The 20,437-nt window shown below is 38.3% G+C and carries 18 protein-coding genes and 2 pseudogenes; 7 read left to right on the forward strand and 13 right to left on the reverse strand.

What is annotated here, in order from left to right; translation table 11 throughout:
• The 3 genes from QM450_RS09705 to QM450_RS09715 form a co-directional block, all read left to right on the forward strand.
• Positions 1-95 (forward strand): IS3 family transposase (locus QM450_RS09705; protein ID WP_025173758.1); only part of this gene is annotated, 95 nt, incomplete at its 5' end.
• Positions 96-320: 225 nt separating this feature from the next.
• Positions 321-881: a non-canonical purine NTP pyrophosphatase gene (locus tag QM450_RS09710; RefSeq protein WP_414320452.1), complete on the forward strand. Its 561-nt coding sequence runs from the start codon at positions 321-323 to the stop codon at positions 879-881.
• A complete protein-coding gene (locus QM450_RS09715) occupies positions 871-1,662 on the forward strand; it encodes an SIR2 family protein (protein ID WP_414320453.1) in 792 nt (263 codons plus the stop codon). Before QM450_RS09710 ends, QM450_RS09715 begins: the two co-directional genes overlap by 11 nt.
• Positions 1,663-2,109: 447 nt before the next feature.
• On the opposite strand, the gene QM450_RS09720 is transcribed toward QM450_RS09715, so the two are convergent.
• From QM450_RS09720 to rpsO, 7 genes are all read right to left on the reverse strand, one after another.
• The gene (locus QM450_RS09720; RefSeq protein ID WP_414320454.1) at positions 2,110-3,453 is read right to left on the reverse strand and encodes a DEAD/DEAH box helicase; all 1,344 of its coding nucleotides are present in this window, start codon (positions 3,451-3,453) and stop codon (positions 2,110-2,112) included.
• A 156-nt stretch (positions 3,454-3,609) separates the two neighbouring features.
• Positions 3,610-4,305 (reverse strand): alpha/beta hydrolase-fold protein, encoded by a 696-nt coding sequence (locus QM450_RS09725; protein ID WP_414320455.1) that lies wholly within the window; start codon positions 4,303-4,305, stop codon positions 3,610-3,612.
• Positions 4,286-5,296 (reverse strand): ABC transporter substrate-binding protein, encoded by a 1,011-nt coding sequence (locus QM450_RS09730; RefSeq protein WP_414320456.1) that lies wholly within the window; start codon positions 5,294-5,296, stop codon positions 4,286-4,288. The genes QM450_RS09725 and QM450_RS09730 overlap by 20 nt, the downstream gene beginning before the upstream one ends.
• A 21-nt stretch (positions 5,297-5,317) precedes the next feature.
• Entirely contained in the window at positions 5,318-6,073 is a 756-nt protein-coding gene (locus QM450_RS09735; protein ID WP_414320457.1) for an ABC transporter ATP-binding protein, read from the reverse strand.
• Position 6,074: 1 nt separating this feature from the next.
• Positions 6,075-7,121 carry a FecCD family ABC transporter permease gene (locus QM450_RS09740; RefSeq protein WP_414320458.1) on the reverse strand — a complete coding sequence of 349 codons (1,047 nt, stop codon included), beginning with the start codon at positions 7,119-7,121 and terminating at the stop codon, positions 6,075-6,077.
• A gap of 152 nt (positions 7,122-7,273) precedes the next feature.
• Entirely contained in the window at positions 7,274-7,894 is a 621-nt protein-coding gene (locus QM450_RS09745) for a CadD family cadmium resistance transporter (RefSeq protein WP_414320459.1), read from the reverse strand.
• 673 nt (positions 7,895-8,567) lie between these two features.
• A complete protein-coding gene (gene rpsO / locus QM450_RS09750) occupies positions 8,568-8,837 on the reverse strand; it encodes a 30S ribosomal protein S15 (protein WP_001018251.1) in 270 nt (89 codons plus the stop codon).
• A gap of 205 nt (positions 8,838-9,042) precedes the next feature.
• Between rpsO and QM450_RS09755 the strand changes: the two genes are divergently transcribed.
• Together QM450_RS09755 and thrS are read left to right on the forward strand one after the other, a co-directional pair.
• A complete protein-coding gene (locus QM450_RS09755; protein ID WP_414320460.1) occupies positions 9,043-9,417 on the forward strand; it encodes a hypothetical protein in 375 nt (124 codons plus the stop codon).
• Positions 9,418-9,735: 318 nt separating this feature from the next.
• The gene (gene thrS / locus QM450_RS09760; RefSeq protein ID WP_414320461.1) at positions 9,736-11,679 is read left to right on the forward strand and encodes a threonine--tRNA ligase; all 1,944 of its coding nucleotides are present in this window, start codon (positions 9,736-9,738) and stop codon (positions 11,677-11,679) included.
• A 205-nt stretch (positions 11,680-11,884) separates the two neighbouring features.
• Here thrS and QM450_RS09765 read toward each other — a convergent pair whose 3' ends face one another.
• From QM450_RS09765 to QM450_RS09785, 5 genes are all read right to left on the reverse strand, one after another.
• Entirely contained in the window at positions 11,885-12,934 is a 1,050-nt protein-coding gene (locus tag QM450_RS09765; protein ID WP_414320462.1) for a DUF389 domain-containing protein, read from the reverse strand.
• 578 nt (positions 12,935-13,512) lie between these two features.
• Positions 13,513-15,504: an ABC transporter permease gene (locus QM450_RS09770; RefSeq protein WP_414320463.1), complete on the reverse strand. Its 1,992-nt coding sequence runs from the start codon at positions 15,502-15,504 to the stop codon at positions 13,513-13,515.
• Between the two features lies 1 nt (position 15,505).
• Entirely contained in the window at positions 15,506-16,264 is a 759-nt protein-coding gene (locus tag QM450_RS09775; protein ID WP_070459777.1) for an ABC transporter ATP-binding protein, read from the reverse strand.
• 326 nt (positions 16,265-16,590) lie between these two features.
• On the reverse strand, positions 16,591-17,565 hold the full coding sequence (locus tag QM450_RS09780; protein ID WP_414320464.1) for an ATP-binding protein: 975 nt from the start codon (positions 17,563-17,565) through the stop codon (positions 16,591-16,593).
• Complete coding sequence (locus tag QM450_RS09785) at positions 17,558-18,235, reverse strand: response regulator transcription factor (RefSeq protein ID WP_414320465.1); 678 nt, start codon at positions 18,233-18,235, stop codon at positions 17,558-17,560. Before QM450_RS09785 ends, QM450_RS09780 begins: the two co-directional genes overlap by 8 nt.
• Positions 18,236-18,330: 95 nt before the next feature.
• Here QM450_RS09785 and QM450_RS09790 point away from each other — a divergent pair, with 95 nt between their 5' ends.
• Together QM450_RS09790 and QM450_RS09795 are read left to right on the forward strand one after the other, a co-directional pair.
• Positions 18,331-19,407, forward strand: coding sequence for a DUF2974 domain-containing protein (locus QM450_RS09790; RefSeq protein WP_414320466.1), 1,077 nt, complete (start codon positions 18,331-18,333; stop codon positions 19,405-19,407).
• Positions 19,408-19,576: 169 nt separating this feature from the next.
• Positions 19,577-20,314, forward strand: a pseudogene (locus tag QM450_RS09795) (oxidoreductase); the annotation flags it as partial.
• A gap of 14 nt (positions 20,315-20,328) precedes the next feature.
• Here QM450_RS09795 and QM450_RS09800 read toward each other — a convergent pair.
• A pseudogene (locus tag QM450_RS09800) lies at positions 20,329-20,437 on the reverse strand (IS5/IS1182 family transposase); the annotation flags it as partial.

The raw sequence follows: 20,437 nt of genomic DNA on the forward strand, positions 1-20,437 counted from the left end.
TTGTAGACTATATTGATTACTACAACAATAAACGAATTAAGGTAAAACTAAAAGGACTCAGTCCTGTGCAATACAGAACTAAATCCTTTGAATAAATTAATTGTCTAACTTTTTGGGGTCAGTACAAAATCAATATTTCTAAGGCTTTTTATTTTACTTTGACAATATTTTACAACTAAAACTATGTTTCAATATCTAAACTAAATCTTCTTAATTTGATAATAGAAATTTGCGTCATAAATATGTTATACTAAGAAAAAAGAAATTTATATTTTATTATTTAATTAACTAACTAAAATAATAGGATTATAGGAGATAATATGGAAATTTATTTTTTATCCTCGAACAAATATAAAATCAAAGAGGTCAGTGATATACTTGGATCAACGAATATACAAATAAAATCTTTCAATAAAAAGATTAATGAAATCCAAAGTGATGATATGATTGAAATTGTAACTGATAAAGTAATCAAAGGTTTTAAAGAAATAGGACGACCGGTTATAGTAGAACAAACTGGACTACTTATAGAAGACTTTGGCAATTTACCGGGAGGTTTAACACAAATTTTTTGGGATTCATTGCAAGCAGATAATTTTAGTGAATTTTTTTCTAAAGAAGGGACAGCTTCGGCTACAGCAAAAACTATTGTAGCCTTCTGTGATGGGAAAAAAATATCAACATTTGAAGGAGAAATTAAAGGAACAATCGTATCTCCTCCAAGAGGAAATCGCGATTTCCAATGGGATTGCGTTTTTCAACCGGAGGGGTATGATAAAACTTTTGCAGATATGGGCTTAAAAAAGAATGATATTTCTATGAGAAAAGAAGCATTATATAAGTTGAAATCCTTTTTGGAGGAGAGTCATCATGATGAATAAGCTTAAAAAAGATATTAAGAACGGTGAGGTTATCTTATTTGTAGGAGCAGGTGTTTCAAACACTATTAACTTACCCACTTGGAGTGAACTTATTGATTATATTGCAACCGATTTAGGTTATGACGAAACTATTTTTTCTTGCTACGGAGATGCATTAACATTGGCAGAATATTACAAAATAAATAAGGGGCATATTGGAGAACTAAGAAGTTGGATGGATACTCAATGGAATGTGGATGATAATGTAATCCTAAATTCTACAGTCCATTCCGCTATAGTAAATATGAATTTTCCCATAATTTATACAACAAATTATGATCACTGTTTAGAAAAAGCTTTTTCTTTAAATAATAAAGAATATACAAAGATTGTAAGTGTTGATGATTTAGTTAATATAAAGAAAAATAGTACTCAGATTATAAAATTTCATGGTGATACAATTTCAGATTCATCAATTGTCCTTGCTGAGAGTGATTATTTTGAAAGACTTGCTTTTGAATCACCTTTAGATATTAAATTAAGAGCAGATATGTTAAGCAAATCAATTTTATTTTTAGGCTACAGCTTATCAGATATAAACATTAGAATACTGATTTATAAATTAGATCAATTATGGAAAAAGAGTAATAATAATTCAAATCGTCCTCAATCGTATATTTTTCTTCCTACACCTAACCCTATTCAAGAGAAAGTATTAAGAGCAAGAGGAGTAATCCCTATTGTGGGTGAGAGTATTGACAAAAAGGAAAGCATTGAGAGGTTTCTAGATTCACTTAAATAAATATCTAATCTGGATATAGTTATAACCATATAAACAACAAATTCAATGATTTTTAATATGTACAAGTACAAATTTATAACTTCGTATAATTCCTGATAAAAATATTTTTTTTACAAAGCCTTCAAAAAAACGATTGAAATAAACGATTTCAACGTTTTTATTATCTTTTTAGCATCAAAATTATTAAATTATGAATCAAAAAACACCTGATGTATTTTACTTTGACAACATTTTAACAACTAAAAATCTTAATCTTCTTCTGCCCTTAAGAACTTTTAACAATTTAGGTACTTTCTTAATTGTTCTTTATACCATTCTTCTCACTACTCTGCTATTATCGAACAAGCCTGAACTACAAGTAGGAAGCATTATCGGACACAATCTCACAAAACTAATCTTAATTGCTCAAAAAAACAGTAAAACCGACTTGGTTCTACTGTCTTATTCTTAAAATGTCTGGCGCTTAGCTTTTCGCTCTGCACGTCCACGAGCACGACCTTCTGCTCGCTTGGCTTTACGACGTTTTTCATCGACAGCCCACTGGATTTTTTTCTTATATCCTGGTTTGACTTTTTTCTTTTTCTTTTTAACCAAGCCAATCATTTCGATGTCCAATTTTTCCTGTTTCTTCTCACGATTGGCACGGCGATCACGGTCATAGGTATCTTGGAATTCTCCGTCTTTAACCACCTTAGGTACAAACTTAATTCCCAATTTCTCCAACTCACGAATATCAGAATCATCGCTTGGTTGGTAAAGGGTAATGGCTGTACCAGGCAGACCATTACGTCCAGTTCGTCCAACACGGTGGACAAAGAAGGACAAGTCTTGTGGAATGGCATCATTGATAACATGGCTGACACCTTCAATATCAATCCCACGCGCAGCCAAATCAGTCGCAACGATGTACTCAAAATCAAGGTTCTTCACCTGATTCATGATCCGTTTGCGTTCACGAGGAGCAATATCTCCATGAATCTTAGCAACCTTCAAGCCTTGGGCTGTTAAATATGTATGCAATTCATCTGCACGAGTCTTAGTATTGACAAAAATCATGGCCAAGTATGGTTGCATGACTTGAGTCAATTCATAAATCTGGGCATTCTTGTCACGACCTTTAGTCGAAATCAACCAGTTATCAATGGTATCTGAGATAACTGTTTTGGTCTTGATTTTTTCCATAACTGGATTAGACAAGTATTTTTTCAAGAATGGTTGCAATTTTTGTGGGATAGTCGCTGAAAAGACCATAAACTGCAAATCTTTCGGAAGACTTCCTGCAATCTTATCAACTGTTTCCAAGAATCCCATATCCAAGGTCATATCAGCTTCATCGACTACAAAGGTCTTAGCCTTGTGGATGGCAAGATCACCAGATTTTACCAAATCATAGATACGACCTGGAGTCCCGATAACAATATGGGGCTGGTTGCTTGCCAGTTTTTCAATTTGACGCGCCTTGTCTGTTCCACCAACGTAGTTAACTACACGTACTTCTACATCCGAGTGGCCTGCAATTTGACGAGCAGCTTGGTAAATCTGAGTCGCCAATTCACGACTTGGAGCTGTGATAACTGCCTGCACGCTATCGCTCTCTTCATCCAACTGTTGGAAAATTGGAAGCAAGAAAGTATGAGTCTTTCCTGAACCTGTTTTTGATTCACCAACCAAGTCACGACCTGCCAAGACAATAGGAATCAACTTATCCTGCACCTCGGTAGGAGTCGTAAACTTCAACTCCTCCAAAGCTTCTTCTATATATTTTTTAAATTTAAATTTCGTAAATGACATAATATCCTCGATTCTATCTATCTACTCATTATACCACATTTTGCTGCATTTCAGTTAAACTTTCGGTTTGGATAATCACTCCGAAATGTGAAAACATACCCGATTAAAGGCAAGAAAAATACTCTCTGTCCATCCTAAACAAAGAGTATTAGATTTTTACGTAAGCTTCCACTCTTCTCTCAGCCAATCACAAAAATGTTGATAGCGTTGGACGAGAGCTTCATGATGCCCGTAAGCATCAAAAGTGGAATAAGTTGAGGGAACTACTTCTGAAATTAAATTATGTAGATCCCTTGCAAAAAGAGGAGCCTTAGACAGGCGGTTGGAATGATTGGAACCTTCTGTCTGACCATTTTGCAGATAAATAAGGCTTTGGCTCTGCATCAAAGTATGTTCCCTGCAAAAGTCTATAAATTCTGGATACCAGAAAGAACCACAGACAGAAAAGATACAGGTCGCAGGAAGATGACTACTATAGAGACTATAGACAGCAGCAAGCCCCCCCAGTGAATAGCCACCATAAGCAATCCTGCTTTCATCTATCAAGTAGGATTTTTTTAGAGTTGTTAGAATTCCTTGAAAGAGCTTCTGATGGTAGTCGTCTCCCTTCCCACCGAAATCTGGCGCCCCTTCTTTCAACGCACTAGCTTTCCAAGGTGTAAAGTCATCCAGACGATTTTCTGGAATCAAACCTACTAAGATCACAAATTGGGATAGGTTTGATAAATAGTCCAGTTCACCATCATTTAAAAGAATCAATGGGTATGCTTGTTTAGAGTCATAGTTTGAAGGAAGAATGACTCTAACACGAATCCCTTCCCAGTTAAACTCCTTATTTCTTGATAAAGTCATTGATTTTTTCAAGGGAATCAATCACTGCTGGACCGTAGTCCATCAACTCATCGTAAGAGATGCTCATGATTTTTTGGTTCTTGATTGCTGGTACATTTTCCAAAACAGCATTTGCCTTCATCAAATCCACTGCTTTTTCATCCAATTTTTGATTGCGGTCGCTGGTTACATAGATAATCAACTCTGGATCCATTGATACTAAGTTTTCCAAAGTTAAGCCAGAAGTTCCTGTTGCGACATTTGTGTAACCAAGTTGGTTGAGCAAACTTTCTTGAAGGGCTGACTTGTAGGCACCGAAGGTTTCATCGTTATAAGCAACCATAATCAAAGCTTTTTTCTTTTCACCCTGTGTTTCTGGATTTGCTTTTTTAACCGCATCGATTTTAGCTTGCAATTGCTCTGCGTATTGGTTTGCCTTGTCTTGGACATTGAAAATGGTACCAAGATTCTTCACGTCTTCTACGATATTTCCCAAATCTTGTTGGATATTTGAAAGTGAAGCTTTTTGCGTATAAACAGGGATTTTATTTTCATTCCAAGCACTGATAGTTCCCATTGACTTTTCAGAGAACATCATATTACGTCCCATCAAAGCGTCTGGTTCATAAGAAAGAACCGTTTCTTGTGAGACTGATTTCTTATCCCCAATATGAGGGATGGCTTCAATTGCTTCCTTGTATTTACCAGTTACAGCATTATCAGGGTTGAGCATGCCGGCAATTTTATCCTTCAAACCAAGTTCAAGTAGGATTTCAGTTGTTGATAGGTTGTTGGTAATAACCTTTTCAGGTGCCTTTTCAAAGACTTGTTCGACTTCGTTTCCTTTGGCATCATAAGTTTTGATGGTTACAGGATAGCTGGTTTCTGTAGTAGATTTTTGACTTGTCTCTGCGCTTGATTGTGTAGTAGCTTTTTCTGTTGCACTATTTCCACAAGCTGCTAAAGTTAAGGTAGCTACTGTTAGGAGCAAAATACTGATTGATTTTTTCATGTTTGTTTTCCTTTTCATTTTTTATAAATAGTGAATCATGGCTTGCTGGTCTTCCGTCCAAGTAACCCTACTTTGGACACCATAGACAGCCTGCAAAGACTCAGGAGTGATGGTCTCTTTTGGAGTCCCTTGGTAAACAATCTCTCCTTCTTTCATTAGGTAGAGATAGTCTGAATAGCGACAAGCTAGCTGAATATCGTGTAATACTGCTAGTACATTGATATTGAGATGTTTGACAATGGTTAACAAGTCTAGCTGGTACTTGATATCCAAATGATTGGTCGGTTCGTCTAAGAGCAGAAGAGTCGGTTCTTGGGCCAAGGCGCGTGCCAACAAAACCCGCTGCTTCTCTCCTCCTGACAGAGAAGAGTAGAGTCGATTTCTCTTTTCGAACATATCTACCTTGACCAGAGCATCCTCAACCAAGGCAAAGTCTTTTTCTTTTTCCTTTTGTAAGAAAGAGAGATGGGGTGTTCTGCCCAGCATGACGATTTCCTCAACCCTACAATCAAATTGTAACTGATTAAACTGCGTGACGACTGCCATCTGCTTTGCCGTTTCCTTGACGCTCAATTGTTCCAGTGGCTTTCCATCTAGAGAAATCAAGCCCTGATCAGGCTTTTCCTGTCGATAGAGGAGTTTCAGCAAGCTAGTCTTCCCACTGCCATTTGGTCCTAAAATGGTATGAAATTGGTTGCCCTCAAGTTTAAGTGAGACTCCTTTGAGAATTTTTTTCTCTCCGATTCCAAAGTGAATATCCTGACACATTAAGTCCATATCAGACCCTCACCTCCCTTCGTCTACTTCCAACCATGTAGATAAAGAAGGGGGCACCTACTAGTGCTGTGAAAATTCCAATCGGTAGCTCAGCATTTTGAATCAAAACGCGAGCAAAGACATCTGCCCAGACGACAAAGAGGGCACCTAGTAAAGTAGCTATCGGAAATAGCCTTTTGTAGTTTGTACCAACCAAACTTCGGGCCAAATGTGGTGTAATCAAACCGACAAAACCGATAATCCCACAGGTCGATACCAAGATAGCTGTCATCACAGCTACAATCGTCACATAGAGATACCAGTAAAAACGCAAGGGAATTCCCAAGGTCAAAGCCGCCTCATCTCCCATCATCATGGCATTGAAAACACGATATTGTGTAGAGAAAAATAAAAAAGCGATTCCCACGATTATAGTTGGCAAGGTTAAGTGAGCCCATGAGGTCCCCGCTAAAGAACCCATGGTCCAAAACTTGATGGTCATAACGCTATCAGCATTGGCCCCGATAGAGATAATAAAGTTTGAAAAAGCCAAAAATAGGGCATTCACTACCGTACCCGATAAGATTAAGCTAGAAGTTGTCATCCTACCCTGCATGGACGCAATGAGAAGAACTGCAACTGTTGCTAAAATCGCTCCTAGGAAAGAACCTAGACCAATCATGACCTTAAAACCAAGAATAATACTCAAAGTTGCTCCAAAGGTTGCCCCGGCTGAAATTCCTAATACATAGGGCTCTGCTATTGGATTGTTGACCGTTGACTGCATGACACTACCACACATGGAGAGGCCAGCACCAACAATCAAAGCAAGAAAAACCCGTGGCAATCTCATATTCCAAACAATAGCAAGCGTAGACTTTGAAATGTCTCCTATCTCAAAAGGAGCCCCTAACTGACTCAAAATTATCCGATAGGTATCATTCAAACTAATTTGAACAGACCCCATAGAAACTGCCAGAAAAAGAGAAATCCCTAAAATACCTAGCAAAACAACTAAAAGTAACACAAATTGCTGGTCTTGTCGGCTTCCAGAAAATTTGGAAAGCATGAACCCCTCCTTTAACAAAGATTAAAAATTTTGACAATTTTAATAAACAGTATACCACATTTCTAAATCATGAGCAAGACTAGAAAAATGCACACAAAAAAGCCCTCTGAAGTCAGAGGGCTGATTTGATCATGGGCTAAAATCCTAGTAAACTAAAAAATCTCCACGGTCAGAAAAGTCTCTATCGTGCCATTTTCATACATGATGTATAGTCCAAGTAGAATGAATACTAAGGGTACAATGATTCGCTCGTATTTTTCAATTGTCTCGAATATTAACGGAATAGAGGATAACACCCGACTAATCTCGCATAAGATAATTATGCCGATTACAAACACAAGCAACGCCACGAGGGTCTGTGACCAATCTAACGAAGCAAAATAAGGTATATAGATACCTAAATTATCTCCGCCAGACGCAATTGTCAGCAATGTAACTGTCCAAAACAGTTGATTTGCCTTGCTTTGTTCTAATCTTTCAATAATTTCTTCCTCTTCTTCCTCACCTTCTCCAACAATTGCAAAGCGAATCCCTAAATAGATAGGGATTAAACCAAGCAATCCAACCATCCATTCTTCAGGCACGAAATTAACGACATAAGCAGCAACTAAACTCGCCCCTACAAGTAAGCCTGTTCCTAGATATTGCCCCGCATAAATATGCCATTTCTGTTTATTCTGTGATAGCTGTGCAAATAAAATAATTAAAATAATTAAATAATCGATACTGGTGGAAATATAAACACCAATAGCAGATATGATTGTCTGTTCCATAAAAAACCTCCTGTATTAGTCAGTAATAAATCAGCAGATTTTAGGAGAGCACAGACACATTAATTTAGCTATCGCTAGTGGGTAATATCGAACATAGGAAAGCATTTTACTCCTCCTCAAAACGTAGTTACAAAGTAATTTCTAACTGGAATTCGGTGACTACTTCCATGTAAAGTATAACATACTATACTTTACTTCGTAAAGTGTGGGCTCTCCGAGGGTCTTGCAGACTACTACCATTTGAGGGTCTTGCAGACTACTACCATTTGAGGTTTTTGTAGTCTCCAAAATTGTGGCCGATAAAACCTCAATAAAAAAGCTCCCTGAAGTCAGAGAGCTTGATTCTTGCTGGATAAAACGTTTGTAGACTATACGGCAAGCCAAAGATTGTACAAAAATGTTAGTAAAACAAAAAATCTCCCCGAAGGGAGATCATTCTGGTTTATTTTACCTTACAGTGCTAGGAACCGTAACCGAAGATTATACTTGAGTATATCGAGGTAAGGTGACAAAAATAAAAAGCTACTCAACTAGAGTAGCCTTATTTCAAGATGTGCTCAATTGAACACAGCCTAAGCACTTGGCAAAAAAGATAAAATCTCCTAGAAACTGAAGTTTCTTCGTCAATTTTCCTATTTTTGCTTTGTGCTTTTGACGGCCTTTGTATCTTGAATTAACGACGAAGTCCAAGAGAGTTGATCAACTCACGGTAACGGTTAACGTCGTTTTTACGCAAGTATGCAAGCAAGTTACGACGGCGACCGATTTTCTTCATCAATCCACGGTAAGTAGCGTGGTCTTTTTTGTGTTGTTTGATGTGTTCGTTAAGGTGGTTGATTTCCCAAGTAAGGACAGCAACTTGAACCTCTACTGAACCTGTATCACCTTCGTGACGTGCATATTGTGCAATGATTTCATTTTTTTTCTCTTTTGAGATTGCCATGATGTTTCTCCTTTTTATTTGGCTTCATCCGAGTGACAGGTTGGCATGCCTGTAACCAAGAAGAAGTTATTTGTCTTTACGACAATTTCTATTCTACCAATAACTAAGTTCTTTGTCAACTGATTTACTATTCTTACCGCAAATGTGCTATAATAGTTATAGGAAGGATATCTAAGTTGACATCTTGAAAAGAGAGGTGATTACCATGCGTAAATTCTCGCAATATCTCCCCTACTATCTGGTCATATTTTTCTTTTATTGGCCACTTTACCAGCTGTTATTATGGACTATTACTGAAAACTATATCTTGAAGGAGCTCACCATCGGCAACGTTATTATCTTCTCTCCACTGGTGACTTTCATAGTATCACTATTCTACTCTTATCGTTTCAAGTTCTCAGTTTGGTGGTTAATTGGAGTTGGCTTGCTCTTTTGCTTTACCATCATTACTTTCGGAGAATTTATCCTTCTCTACTTCCTAGCCTATGAAATCTTTGCCCTCGCGGGTATGGCTGTCGGTGCCGCTATTAAGAATCTAGTGCAAAAACTGAAAAACAAAAAACTTTCACAAAAACCTTGAAAAATCTCACAATCATGCTATAATAATGCATAGAGACAAGTCACTTAGAACCTTTCTACCAGAGAGTGCGTGGTTGCTGAGAACGCATAGGAAGACTATACTGATACTACTCTACTGACTTTTATGCAAACATAAAACGGTGGCCACGTTAGAGCCAATCAGAGGTGTCCCTCTTTTTCGAGGAACATAAATGAAGGTGGAACCACGTTGCGACGTCCTTTTTGGATGTCGCTTTTTTGTTTTTCTTTATTTAAGACTGCAAAATAGGGAAACACTTCTACTTTAGAAATAATGGATAACTAATATAAGGAGAAAATCATGATTCAAATTACTTTCCCAGATGGCGCTGTTCGTGAATTCGAATCTGGCGTTACTACTTTTGAAATTGCCCAATCTATCAGCAATTCCCTAGCTAAAAAAGCTCTTGCTGGTAAATTCAACGGCAAACTCATCGACACTACTCGTGCTATCACTGAAGATGGAAGCATCGAAATCGTGACACCTGATCACGAAGATGCCCTTCCAATCTTGCGTCACTCGGCTGCACACTTGTTTGCCCAAGCTGCTCGTCGTCTCTTCCCAGATATCCACTTGGGTGTCGGTCCAGCTATTGAAGATGGTTTCTACTACGATACAGACAACCAAGCTGGTCAAATCTCTAACGAAGACCTTCCTCGTATCGAAGAAGAAATGCAAAAAATCGTGAAAGAAAACTTCCCATCTATTCGTGAGGAAGTGACTAAAGATGAAGCGCGTGAAATTTTCAAAAACGATCCATACAAGTTAGAATTGATCGAAGAACACTCAGAAGATGAGGGTGGCTTGACCATCTACCGTCAAGGTGAGTACGTTGACCTCTGCCGTGGCCCTCACGTGCCTTCAACTGGTCGTATTCAAATCTTCCACCTTCTTAACGTAGCTGGTGCTTACTGGCGTGGAAATAGCGACAATGCTATGATGCAACGTATTTACGGTACAGCTTGGTTCGACAAGAAAGACTTGAAAAACTACCTTCAAATGCGTGAAGAAGCTAAGGAACGTGACCACCGTAAACTTGGTAAAGAGCTTGACCTCTTCATGATTTCTCAAGAAGTTGGACAAGGGCTTCCGTTCTGGTTGCCAAATGGGGCTACTATCCGTCGTGAATTAGAGCGCTACATCGTCGACAAGGAAATCGCTGCTGGTTACCAACACGTCTACACTCCACCAATTGCCTCAGTAGAACTTTACAAGACTTCTGGTCACTGGGATCACTACCGTGAAGATATGTTCCCTACTATGGATATGGGAGACGGGGAAGAATTCGTTCTTCGTCCAATGAACTGTCCTCACCATATCGAAGTCTTTAAACACCACGTTCACTCTTACCGTGAATTGCCAATCCGTATTGCTGAAATCGGTATGATGCACCGCTATGAAAAATCTGGTGCTCTCACAGGGCTTCAACGTGTACGTGAAATGTCACTTAATGACGGTCACACTTTCGTAACACCTGAACAAATCAAAGATGAGTTCCAACGTACGCTTCAATTGATTATCGATGTTTACGAAGATTTCAACTTGACTGACTATCGTTTCCGTTTATCATATCGTGATCCTCAAGATACTCACAAATATTTTGATAATGATGAAATGTGGGAAAATGCTCAACGTATGTTGAAATCAGCTATGGATGACATGGGACTTGACTACTTTGAAGCTGAAGGGGAAGCAGCCTTCTACGGACCAAAATTGGATATCCAAGTTAAGACAGCTCTTGGTAAAGAAGAAACTCTTTCTACAATCCAGCTTGACTTCTTGCTCCCAGAACGCTTCGACCTTAAATATATCGGAGCTGATGGTGAAGAACACCGTCCAGTTATGATTCACCGTGGGGTTATCTCAACTATGGAACGCTTCACAGCTATCTTGATTGAGAACTACAAGGGGGCCTTCCCAACATGGCTAGCACCACACCAAGTAACCCTTATCCCAGTTTCTAACGAGAAACATGTGGACTACGCTTGGGAAGTGGCTAAGAAGCTCCGTGACCGTGGTGTCCGTGCAGATGTGGATGAGCGCAATGAAAAAATGCAGTTCAAGATTCGTGCGTCTCAAACTCAAAAGATTCCTTACCAATTAATCGTTGGAGACAAGGAAATGGAAGAGAAGGCTGTAAACGTTCGCCGTTATGGTCAAAAAGAAACTGAAACTATGCCGGTAGATGCATTTGTAGAATTGATTCTTACAGACATCGCTAACAAATCACGAGTTGAAAAATAAACGATAAAACCTGGGATAAAAATTCCAGCTAAATAAAGAAGCAACAACTGAAAACGTTGTTGCTTCTTTATTTAATCTGAGCTAGTAGTGATTGGTCAAACCACCACAAATAGTACCTCATCAACGATCCTTTCTATCCATTGACTTTTGGATATAGGATATCCTCCCAAGATTTGCTTCCATGAGTTAGATAAGTTGACTATCCTCAGTCCTTGTCTGCCTCATTTTCTTTTACGATATCTTTTTGTGAATCTTTTTCAGAGAGTTTTTGATCGATATACTGGTTAATGATTTCGTAAAATTCCTTGGTCGCCTCACTATCTAATTTTGTCGAATTATGGACTTGATTGACTTTTAATTGAACAGATTGAATACCGTAAGAGGCTTGTTTTTGGCGGATGGTTTCTAATTCTTCTTCTGAAATCGGATCTCCAACAACTGTCAAGACCAATTCATTGCTCCTTGACTTGTAGACTTGATTAATAACCGTATGATTGGCGAACTCTTTGCCTACAAACTGCTTAATCCCTTCTTTTCGTGCTTGATCCATCGTCAGAGTGACTGCTGAATAGCTGGCTGGAAGAACCAATAATACAATCAAGGAGATCAACCCAATTCTCATTTTAATGTTTAGCTCTTTAAATGAACTTAAGGGAGATTTTCTCATCATAATTCTTGTTCCAACAATGTTGATTAGCATGATAAAGACACAGTTGATCAAGAAAAGATAAAGAGCCCCAAATAAAAATCGTACATTTCCATTAGCTAAACCATATCCTGCAGTGCAGATAGGTGGCATCAGAGCTGTTGCGATGGCTACTCCTGGTACGATATTGTTTGCTTCTTTTTTCCTTGAACCAATGAAACCTGCTATCCCACCCGCAATAGCAATAAGAACATCCCAAATGGTTGGAGAGGTTCGTGCAATCAACTCGCTACTTGCATAAGATAAGGGAGAAATCCAGAAATACAGAGTCGATACAAGCAAACTGACCAATACTTGAGTAAATAAAACCTGTAGAGATTGCTTGATTAAACGCGTATCAAAAATAGCTAAACCAAACCCCAGTCCAACAATCGGTGTCATAAGAGGGGAAATCAGCATGGCTCCAATAACGACAGCTGTTGAATTCATATTTAGACCTATAGAGGCAATAAAAATCGCACACATCAAAATCACTGTATCTCTTAATCGAACATGAAGGTCATCATATAGTTTCTCGCGGAATTCACGTGTTGAATAGTTTCCGGACATTGGTTACTCCTTTTATTTCATATAATCTTGTTTCTGCATGGATGATGGTAGAGAGACTTCTGTCCAAACTGACATGTTTTTAATTCTCATCTGTAATTCTTTTGAACATTATCTTTTAAATACCCGTCAGTCCATTCTACATATTATATCAAAAATTTTACAGTCTTTCTCTGAAGAAATCAATTCATTTAAAAGATAGAGAAAGGAAGAAATTTTTGTATCCTTATCCGAAGAAGAAAAACGATATCTCCTCTGAAAGTAGATACCGTTTTAATGTTTAAACATGATGAATTTGTAGCAGCAATCCTAGCTGATATCGCCAACAAATCACGTGTTGAGAAATAAGAGATAAAACCTGGGACAAAATCCCAGCTACTAAAAAAAGAGGCTGGGACAAAAGTCCTAGCCTCTCAATTGTCTTTGGTTTGTGGAGCAAGACGCAGTGGTTGAGTGGGCTCTACTACGCTGATTTCATCAACTTTTACAGCCCTACTCAACTGTGCGGAGGTGGGACAACGAAATCGAATTCTAACGAATTAACGATTTCTGTCCCACTCTCTTTTTTGATGTTTCTGTTTTTACATTTGAACAATTCTACGATAACTTCTTGAAGTAATCATAAAGATAAGTACGTAGATGAGGGCAAAGATACCACAAATAGAAAGTGTTACACTTAACATCATAGCTGTATCTACTACCCCAATGACCTTAAGAATCAAACTTAACATATGATAGGCAAAAGCCAAGTGTAGGAAAGCAAAGATTACAGGGAGGAAGAAAACAGTCAAGACTTGCTTGTTAATGGTTTGTTTGATTTGTTTTTGATCCAAGCCCACTTTTTGCAGGATGACAAAGCGTTCACGATCCTCATAACCTTCTGAGATTTGTTTATAGTAAATGACCAGTACAGTACCTACCATAAAGATGATAGAGAGGAAAATACCGATAAAGAGAATTCCACCAAAGAGAGCGTTCATTTCAGCAATTGCATCAGTTTTAGTAGTTCCATTATAAACCATAGCATCTTCACTCTTGAGATTATGACTAAAATTGTTCACATACGCATCAAAATCATCAGATAGCTTTAACTGTTCCTCTAGACTAGCTGTTACATCCATACCACCGTAGAACTGAGTGTAGACAGCGGAATCTTGGTATTGTTCCAAAAAGTTTTGAAGATTTGGTACAACTAGATAGTTATAATCCGATACCAAGAGAACATATTGATTTGAAACATGATTCATAACAAAATCTTGCTGGATTGCTTCCTTGATCGTATAGTCCTGATTGTTCAGACTGAATGCTTTTTGACCTTTAAGTTGATCATTTCGAGCCCAAAGTCCTACTTCATTACCAGTAAGGTTTAGCTTTTGTCCAGTCATTTTTTCATAATCTTTTTGATCAAAAACCAGAAAGACTGTCTTAGGCATGACATTGTTTTGCCCTTTTTCAAAGGTGGTTAATTTGGTCCCCTCTTGACTCGAAAGACCGAAACTTGCATAATTGAGGACGTCCTTATTGCTGATGGTTAGGTTCTTTTCGCTAGCGTATTGAGTCAAAAGCTTGTCTAAATCTTCAACTTCTACATGTTGTCCCTTAACATCAAAATCATGAGGATACATGAGTTTTTTCATATTCTCAGATCCGTTGTAGATACTAGTAGCTGCTGACATAGTAACCAAAACCATGGTTGAAAGGATGGCAATGGTTGCTAATCCGACAGCATTTTTCTTCATACGGAAGATAAGGTTAGAAACAGAGATGAGGTTATTTGGTTGGTAGTAATATCTCTTGTTTTTTTTGAGCAACTGCAAGAAAACTGTAATACCTGCATTGAATAGGAGGTAGGTTGCAAAAATGACCAACATAACGGCTATGAAGAAAGTTAAGACCGCTGAAACTGGATCTTTTACGCTTTGTGCTAGGTAGTAGCCACCACCTAGAGTAATTAGCCCTACAAGTGTCTGAAGAACTAGGAAACGCCCCTTCTTCTCACCCTTTGCTTTTTCTCTAGAAAGCTGGAGAGCATCCATACGGATAATGCGTACAGCGTTCAGGAAAACGATGACTAAAAAGATAAAACCGAATACCAGAAGGATTGAAAGCACTACAGACCATTGGAAAGTTGCAACTAACTCTACCTTCATCTTTGCAAGTTTTAGTAGTAAAGCGAAAATCAGATTATCAAAGAGGGCACCAATTCCAATCCCGGCAGTGACTGTTACTAGCCCAAATATCAAGAGTTCCTTAAAAGTCATACCAATTAAATGGCGTTTTTCTAGACCCAACATGCCATATACACCCAGTTCTTTTGAGCGATTTTTCATGACAAAACTATTGGCATAAAGCACGATAATGGCAGATGCAAATGTCACAACGACAAGCCCTAGTTGTAGGGTAAATTGTATAGCAGATGCACCACGTAAATCCACAATTTTAGGATTAAAGGCTAGGGAGTAAAAGAGATAGCTGATAGTGACTGCCAAAATGACAGACAAAGCAAACGGATAATAGAGTTTGCGGTTTTTGATTAAGTTGGATATGGCCAACTTATTGGTTAATCGAAACATACTAGTTCACCTCACTTGCCATAACAGTCAAGGTGTCAGAGATTTCTTGGAACATCTGACGATCCGTCTTTTCACCACGATAGATTTGATTATAGAGAATACCGTCCTTGATGAAAAGAACACGTTTTGCACGGCTAGCAGCTGCTGTTGAGTGGGTCACCATAAGAATGGTTTGCCCTTGCTCGTTGATCTGATCAAAGATATCAAGGAGGGCTGCAGACGATTTAGAGTCTAGGGCACCAGTTGGCTCATCAGCGAGGAGAATTTCTGGTTCTGTGATGATGGCGCGTGCAACTGCTACACGTTGTTTTTGTCCACCAGAGATTTCATAAGGGTACTTCTCCTGCAATTGATTGATGCCAAGATTTTCAGCTGTTACAACCAATTTTTTCATCATTTCTGTAATAGGCTTTCTAGACAATACCAAAGGGAGTAAGATATTGTCTTTAACAGAAAGCGTATCTAACAAATTGAAGTCTTGGAAGACAAAACCTAACTTTTCACGACGGAAGCTTGATGCTTCAGTATTTTTAATGGTTGCTGTGTCTGTTCCGTTTAGGAAGACCTGACCACGAGTTGGTTTGTCAAGCATGGCGAGAATATTAAGTAGGGTTGATTTACCAGAACCAGACTCCCCCATGATAGCAACGTAGTCGCCTTTTTCTACGGTAAAGTGAATATCTTTCAGGGCTTCTACTTGGTTGCCTTGGAAACGTGTTTTATAAATCTTTTGAACGTGTTTTACATCTAATAGTGTCATGATAATCTCCTTTTTAATATCCCATTAATTGAAACTGAGCCTGCATAATAGCGCAACCGAGCTGAACTCGCTCGATCTCTTTTGGACTTGGTTTACTTGTATGTGTCTTTTGTAAGATTGTTTTCATGGTTTCTCTCCTTTTTCTTTATGCTATAAGTTTACTCCAAATGAAGATAGCTTGCCATAACATAACCTTACAAAAGAGGTCTGTAATCTTACATTTTTGTAAGATTACAATTTTTTATCTGATTGAAGCCTGCTTTCTTACCATAACAAGGTCTAAAGAAGAGCCTGAAAGGATTCTTCCAAGCTCTTAGTAATTCTTTTCACTCAATCAGTAGGTTTACTTCTGAAAACTTAATGCGCACAGTCGTCCCTTGACCAAGTTCAGATTCGATACGGATTTGATGTCCTAATTCTTGGCTAATTTTTTGGGTCAGGTAGAGCCCAAGTCCAGATGACTGCTGGGTTATTCGACCATTATAGCCTGAAAATCCACGTTCAAAGACTCGCAACCGATCACTGTTTTTGATACCAATCCCAGTATCTTTGATGCAAAGTTCTTGACCATCCATATAGACTTCAATTCCACCTGCATTTGTGTACTTGAGGCTATTTGACAGGATTTGTTCAATGACTACCAACAACCATTTCTTGTCTGTAGCAATGCTTCTGTCCAAATCATGCAGATTGATACTAAGACCTTTCTGGATAAAGAAAAGGGCATATTTGCGAATGACTTCCTTGACCAGATCTTCTATATTTTCTTTCTTCAACACCAAATCATCGTGGAAGCTTTCTAAGCGTAGATATTGAAGAACAAGATTGGTATAGGAATCAATCTTAAAAATTTCCTGTTCCAACTGTTGCTTGAGTTGGCGATCTGCCACCTCACTCACTAGGAGTTTACTGGCTGCAATCGGCGTCTTGATCTGATGCACCCAGAGAGTATAGTAGTCCACTAAATCATTGTAGCGATTTTCAGCATCTGATTTCTTTTGATAGAGTTCAGATTCGCTTTTCTCTAATTTTTCGGTTAGAAGGACTTCCATGGGTGACTTGGCTTCTCTTTCGCCATAGAGCAATTCCTTACGATAACGTTGAAATTCCACCCAAAAATCCCATATCAAGAAAATAAAAGTAAAAATTGATGATAGAAGGAAAAAATAGTTAAAGTAAGGACCTTGATTAGCAAATAGGACCTCAAAAAGAAAAAGGAGACCCGTCAAAAACAGGATAAAAGCGAAAAAATGACTACGCGAACGGATATAAGCTAGAAAAAAACTTTTAAGTTCAAGCATGTTTCAATCCATACCCTATCCCTTTCTTCGTTTCGATAAAACCAATCAAACCTTCTTCCTCCAGTTTCTTGCGCAAGCGAGCGACATTAACAGATAAGGTATTGTCATCGATAAAAAAGTCACTGTTCCAGAGTTCCCGCATCAAATCATCACGCGCTACGATATTTCCAGCATGCTCAAATAAAACTCGTAAAATCTGAAATTCATTCTTTGTTAAACTGATAGCTTTGCCATTGACATGCACATCCATAGATTTGGTATTGAGGATAACTCCAGCATACTCTAGGAGACTTTCATCCCTTCCAAATTCATAGGAACGACGCAATAATCCTTGTACCTTGGCTAAAAGGACTTGCTGGTCAAAAGGTTTGGTCACAAAATCGTCAGCTCCCATATTAATAGCCATCACGATGTCCATAGCCTGGTCTCTTGAAGACAGAAACATAATAGGAACTTTGGAAATCTTGCGAATTTCCTGACACCAATGATAACCATTAAAGAGAGGCAATCCAATATCCATGAGAACCAGATGAGGTTCAGACTGAACAAATAGCGTCAGAACTTCCATAAAGTCTTCTACCATGACTACTTCAAAGCCCCATTCAGAGAGCATTTTCCCAACTTGCTGACGGATTACTGAATCATCTTCTACTAGTAAAATCTTATGCATCTGCTCCTCCTTTTTCTATATTATAGCAAAATTCTTCTGACTACTAGCGAAATTGATGCAAATCTGATATGATAAAAGTTAAGAAAGGAATTCTCATGGCCAATATTTTTGACTATCTAACTGATGTTCAATACGATTCTTTTTATGATCTTCCCTTAAATGAACTGGATGTACTTGCTTTGACAGAGCTGACTTATCTTCCTTTTGATAACCTATTGGACCAGCCTGTCAATCGTTTAAGCGATGTCGCAACACGTGTCCCTCGAGAAAGCACCATGTTGACCAATAAAGAACGTCTGCAACTTTTAGACCAGCTTGCCCAACACAAACGTTTTAAAAATTGCAAGCTTTCTAATTTTGTCAACGAGGTCGATACAGAACTTCAAAAGCAGTTCGCTGCTATGACCTATCGTCTGAACCTAGATACTTATCTGATTGTCTTTCGTGGCACAGACGATAGTATTATTGGTTGGAAAGAAGATTTCCATATGACCTACATGAAGGAAATCCCTGCCCAAAGGCACGCTCTTGAATACTTGGAAGATTTCTTTAAACAACATCCAAAACAAAAAGTCATGGTTGCTGGACATTCTAAAGGTGGGAATCTAGCCGTCTATGCTGCAAGTCAAATCCAACCTGAATTGCAGGAAAAGATCTCAGCAGTTTATACCTATGACGCTCCTGGTTTGCAGGCTCATCTGACAGAAACGACTGGTTATCAAGATGTTATCCCTAAAATTCGCCGCTATGTCCCACAGGGATCTGTTATTGGCATGATGCTAGAAGTCCCTGATACACCTATCGTCGTCAAGTCTACAGCTCTCGGCGGTATCGCCCAACACAGTACCTTTAGTTGGCTGACAGAGGGACACCACTTTGTCCAACTAGAGGCCATCAGTAGCGAAAGTCTCCAAATCAAAGACACTCTCAAAGAATGGGTGGATAGTGTTCCCGATGAGAAACTTGAGCTCTACTTCGATCTCTTCTTTGGTACCATTCTAGAATCTGGAATCAGTTCCATTAATGAACTGTCTTCTAAAAATGCTATTGACCATGTTCGACAACTTGTTTCTCAAGCCCAGACACTGGAACCTGAACAAGTTGAAATCTTAAAAAATCTGACACAACTCCTGCTGGATGCTCGTTTCCAAGCCTGGAAGAATCATTTTTAATTCATTTTCAAAAGCTCGTTGCTAATCAAAATCGAGGTCGGGATTTTTATCTCGGCTTCTATTTTTATACTCTTCAATCTCTTTCTTGACGAGTTTCTCTTTTTTTGATAGAATGTAACATATTTTGTTACAACATTTCAAAATATATCTCTTTGAAAGGAATTTTTATATGAAATCAATAAAAGGCATTTTATTTATTGTAGCTAGCATGCTAGTGACTATCCTGGTGTGGCTGAGTTCTGGGAGTCCACAGTTCCTGATTCCTGGCTTAGCTTTAACCACACTTTCACTGACCTTTATCCTTGCCACACGTTTACCCTTGTTAGAAGAGTGGTTTAATGGACTTGAAAATATGTATTCTGCTCATAAGTTTACAGCATTCTTATCCATCCTACTCCTTTTATTTCATAACTTTAGCATGGGAGGATTATGGGGTTCTCGGCTCGCAGCTCAATTAGGAAATATTGGTATCTATATATTTATCAGTATCGTTTTAGTTGCTTACCTTGGTCAATATCTCCAATACGAAGCTTGGAGATGGATTCATCGTGTTGTGTATCTAGCCTATATCTTTGGACTTCTTCACGTATACATGATGATGAGTCAACGACTCTTCAGTCTCAGTCTCCTCAGTTTTCTGGTTGGAATCTATGCAATTCTTGGTTTAATCGCTGGATTTTACATCATTTTCCTTTATCAACAAATGAGTTTTACTCATCTAGGTAAAATTATTGGTATCAAGCACCTCAACCATGATACAACTGAGCTTGAAATTAAGCTTAGCAAACCTTTCCAGTATAAGTACGGACAATTTGCCTTTCTTAAGATTTTTCAAGAAGGTTTTGAACAAGCTCCCCATCCCTTCTCTATTTCTGGTGGAAGTGGAAAAACACTTTATTTTACAATAGACTTCCTGCGAAACTAAAATCCTAGTTCACGGTTGATAATGCCAGCAATCAAATTCATTCGTAATCCGAAGCGTTTACGTCGATTTCGATAGGTTGTTGAAAATATTTTAAACGTTTTTACT

It is taken from the genome of Streptococcus infantis (assembly GCF_047464615.1).
Classification (GTDB): Bacteria; Bacillota; Bacilli; order Lactobacillales; family Streptococcaceae; genus Streptococcus; species Streptococcus infantis_Y.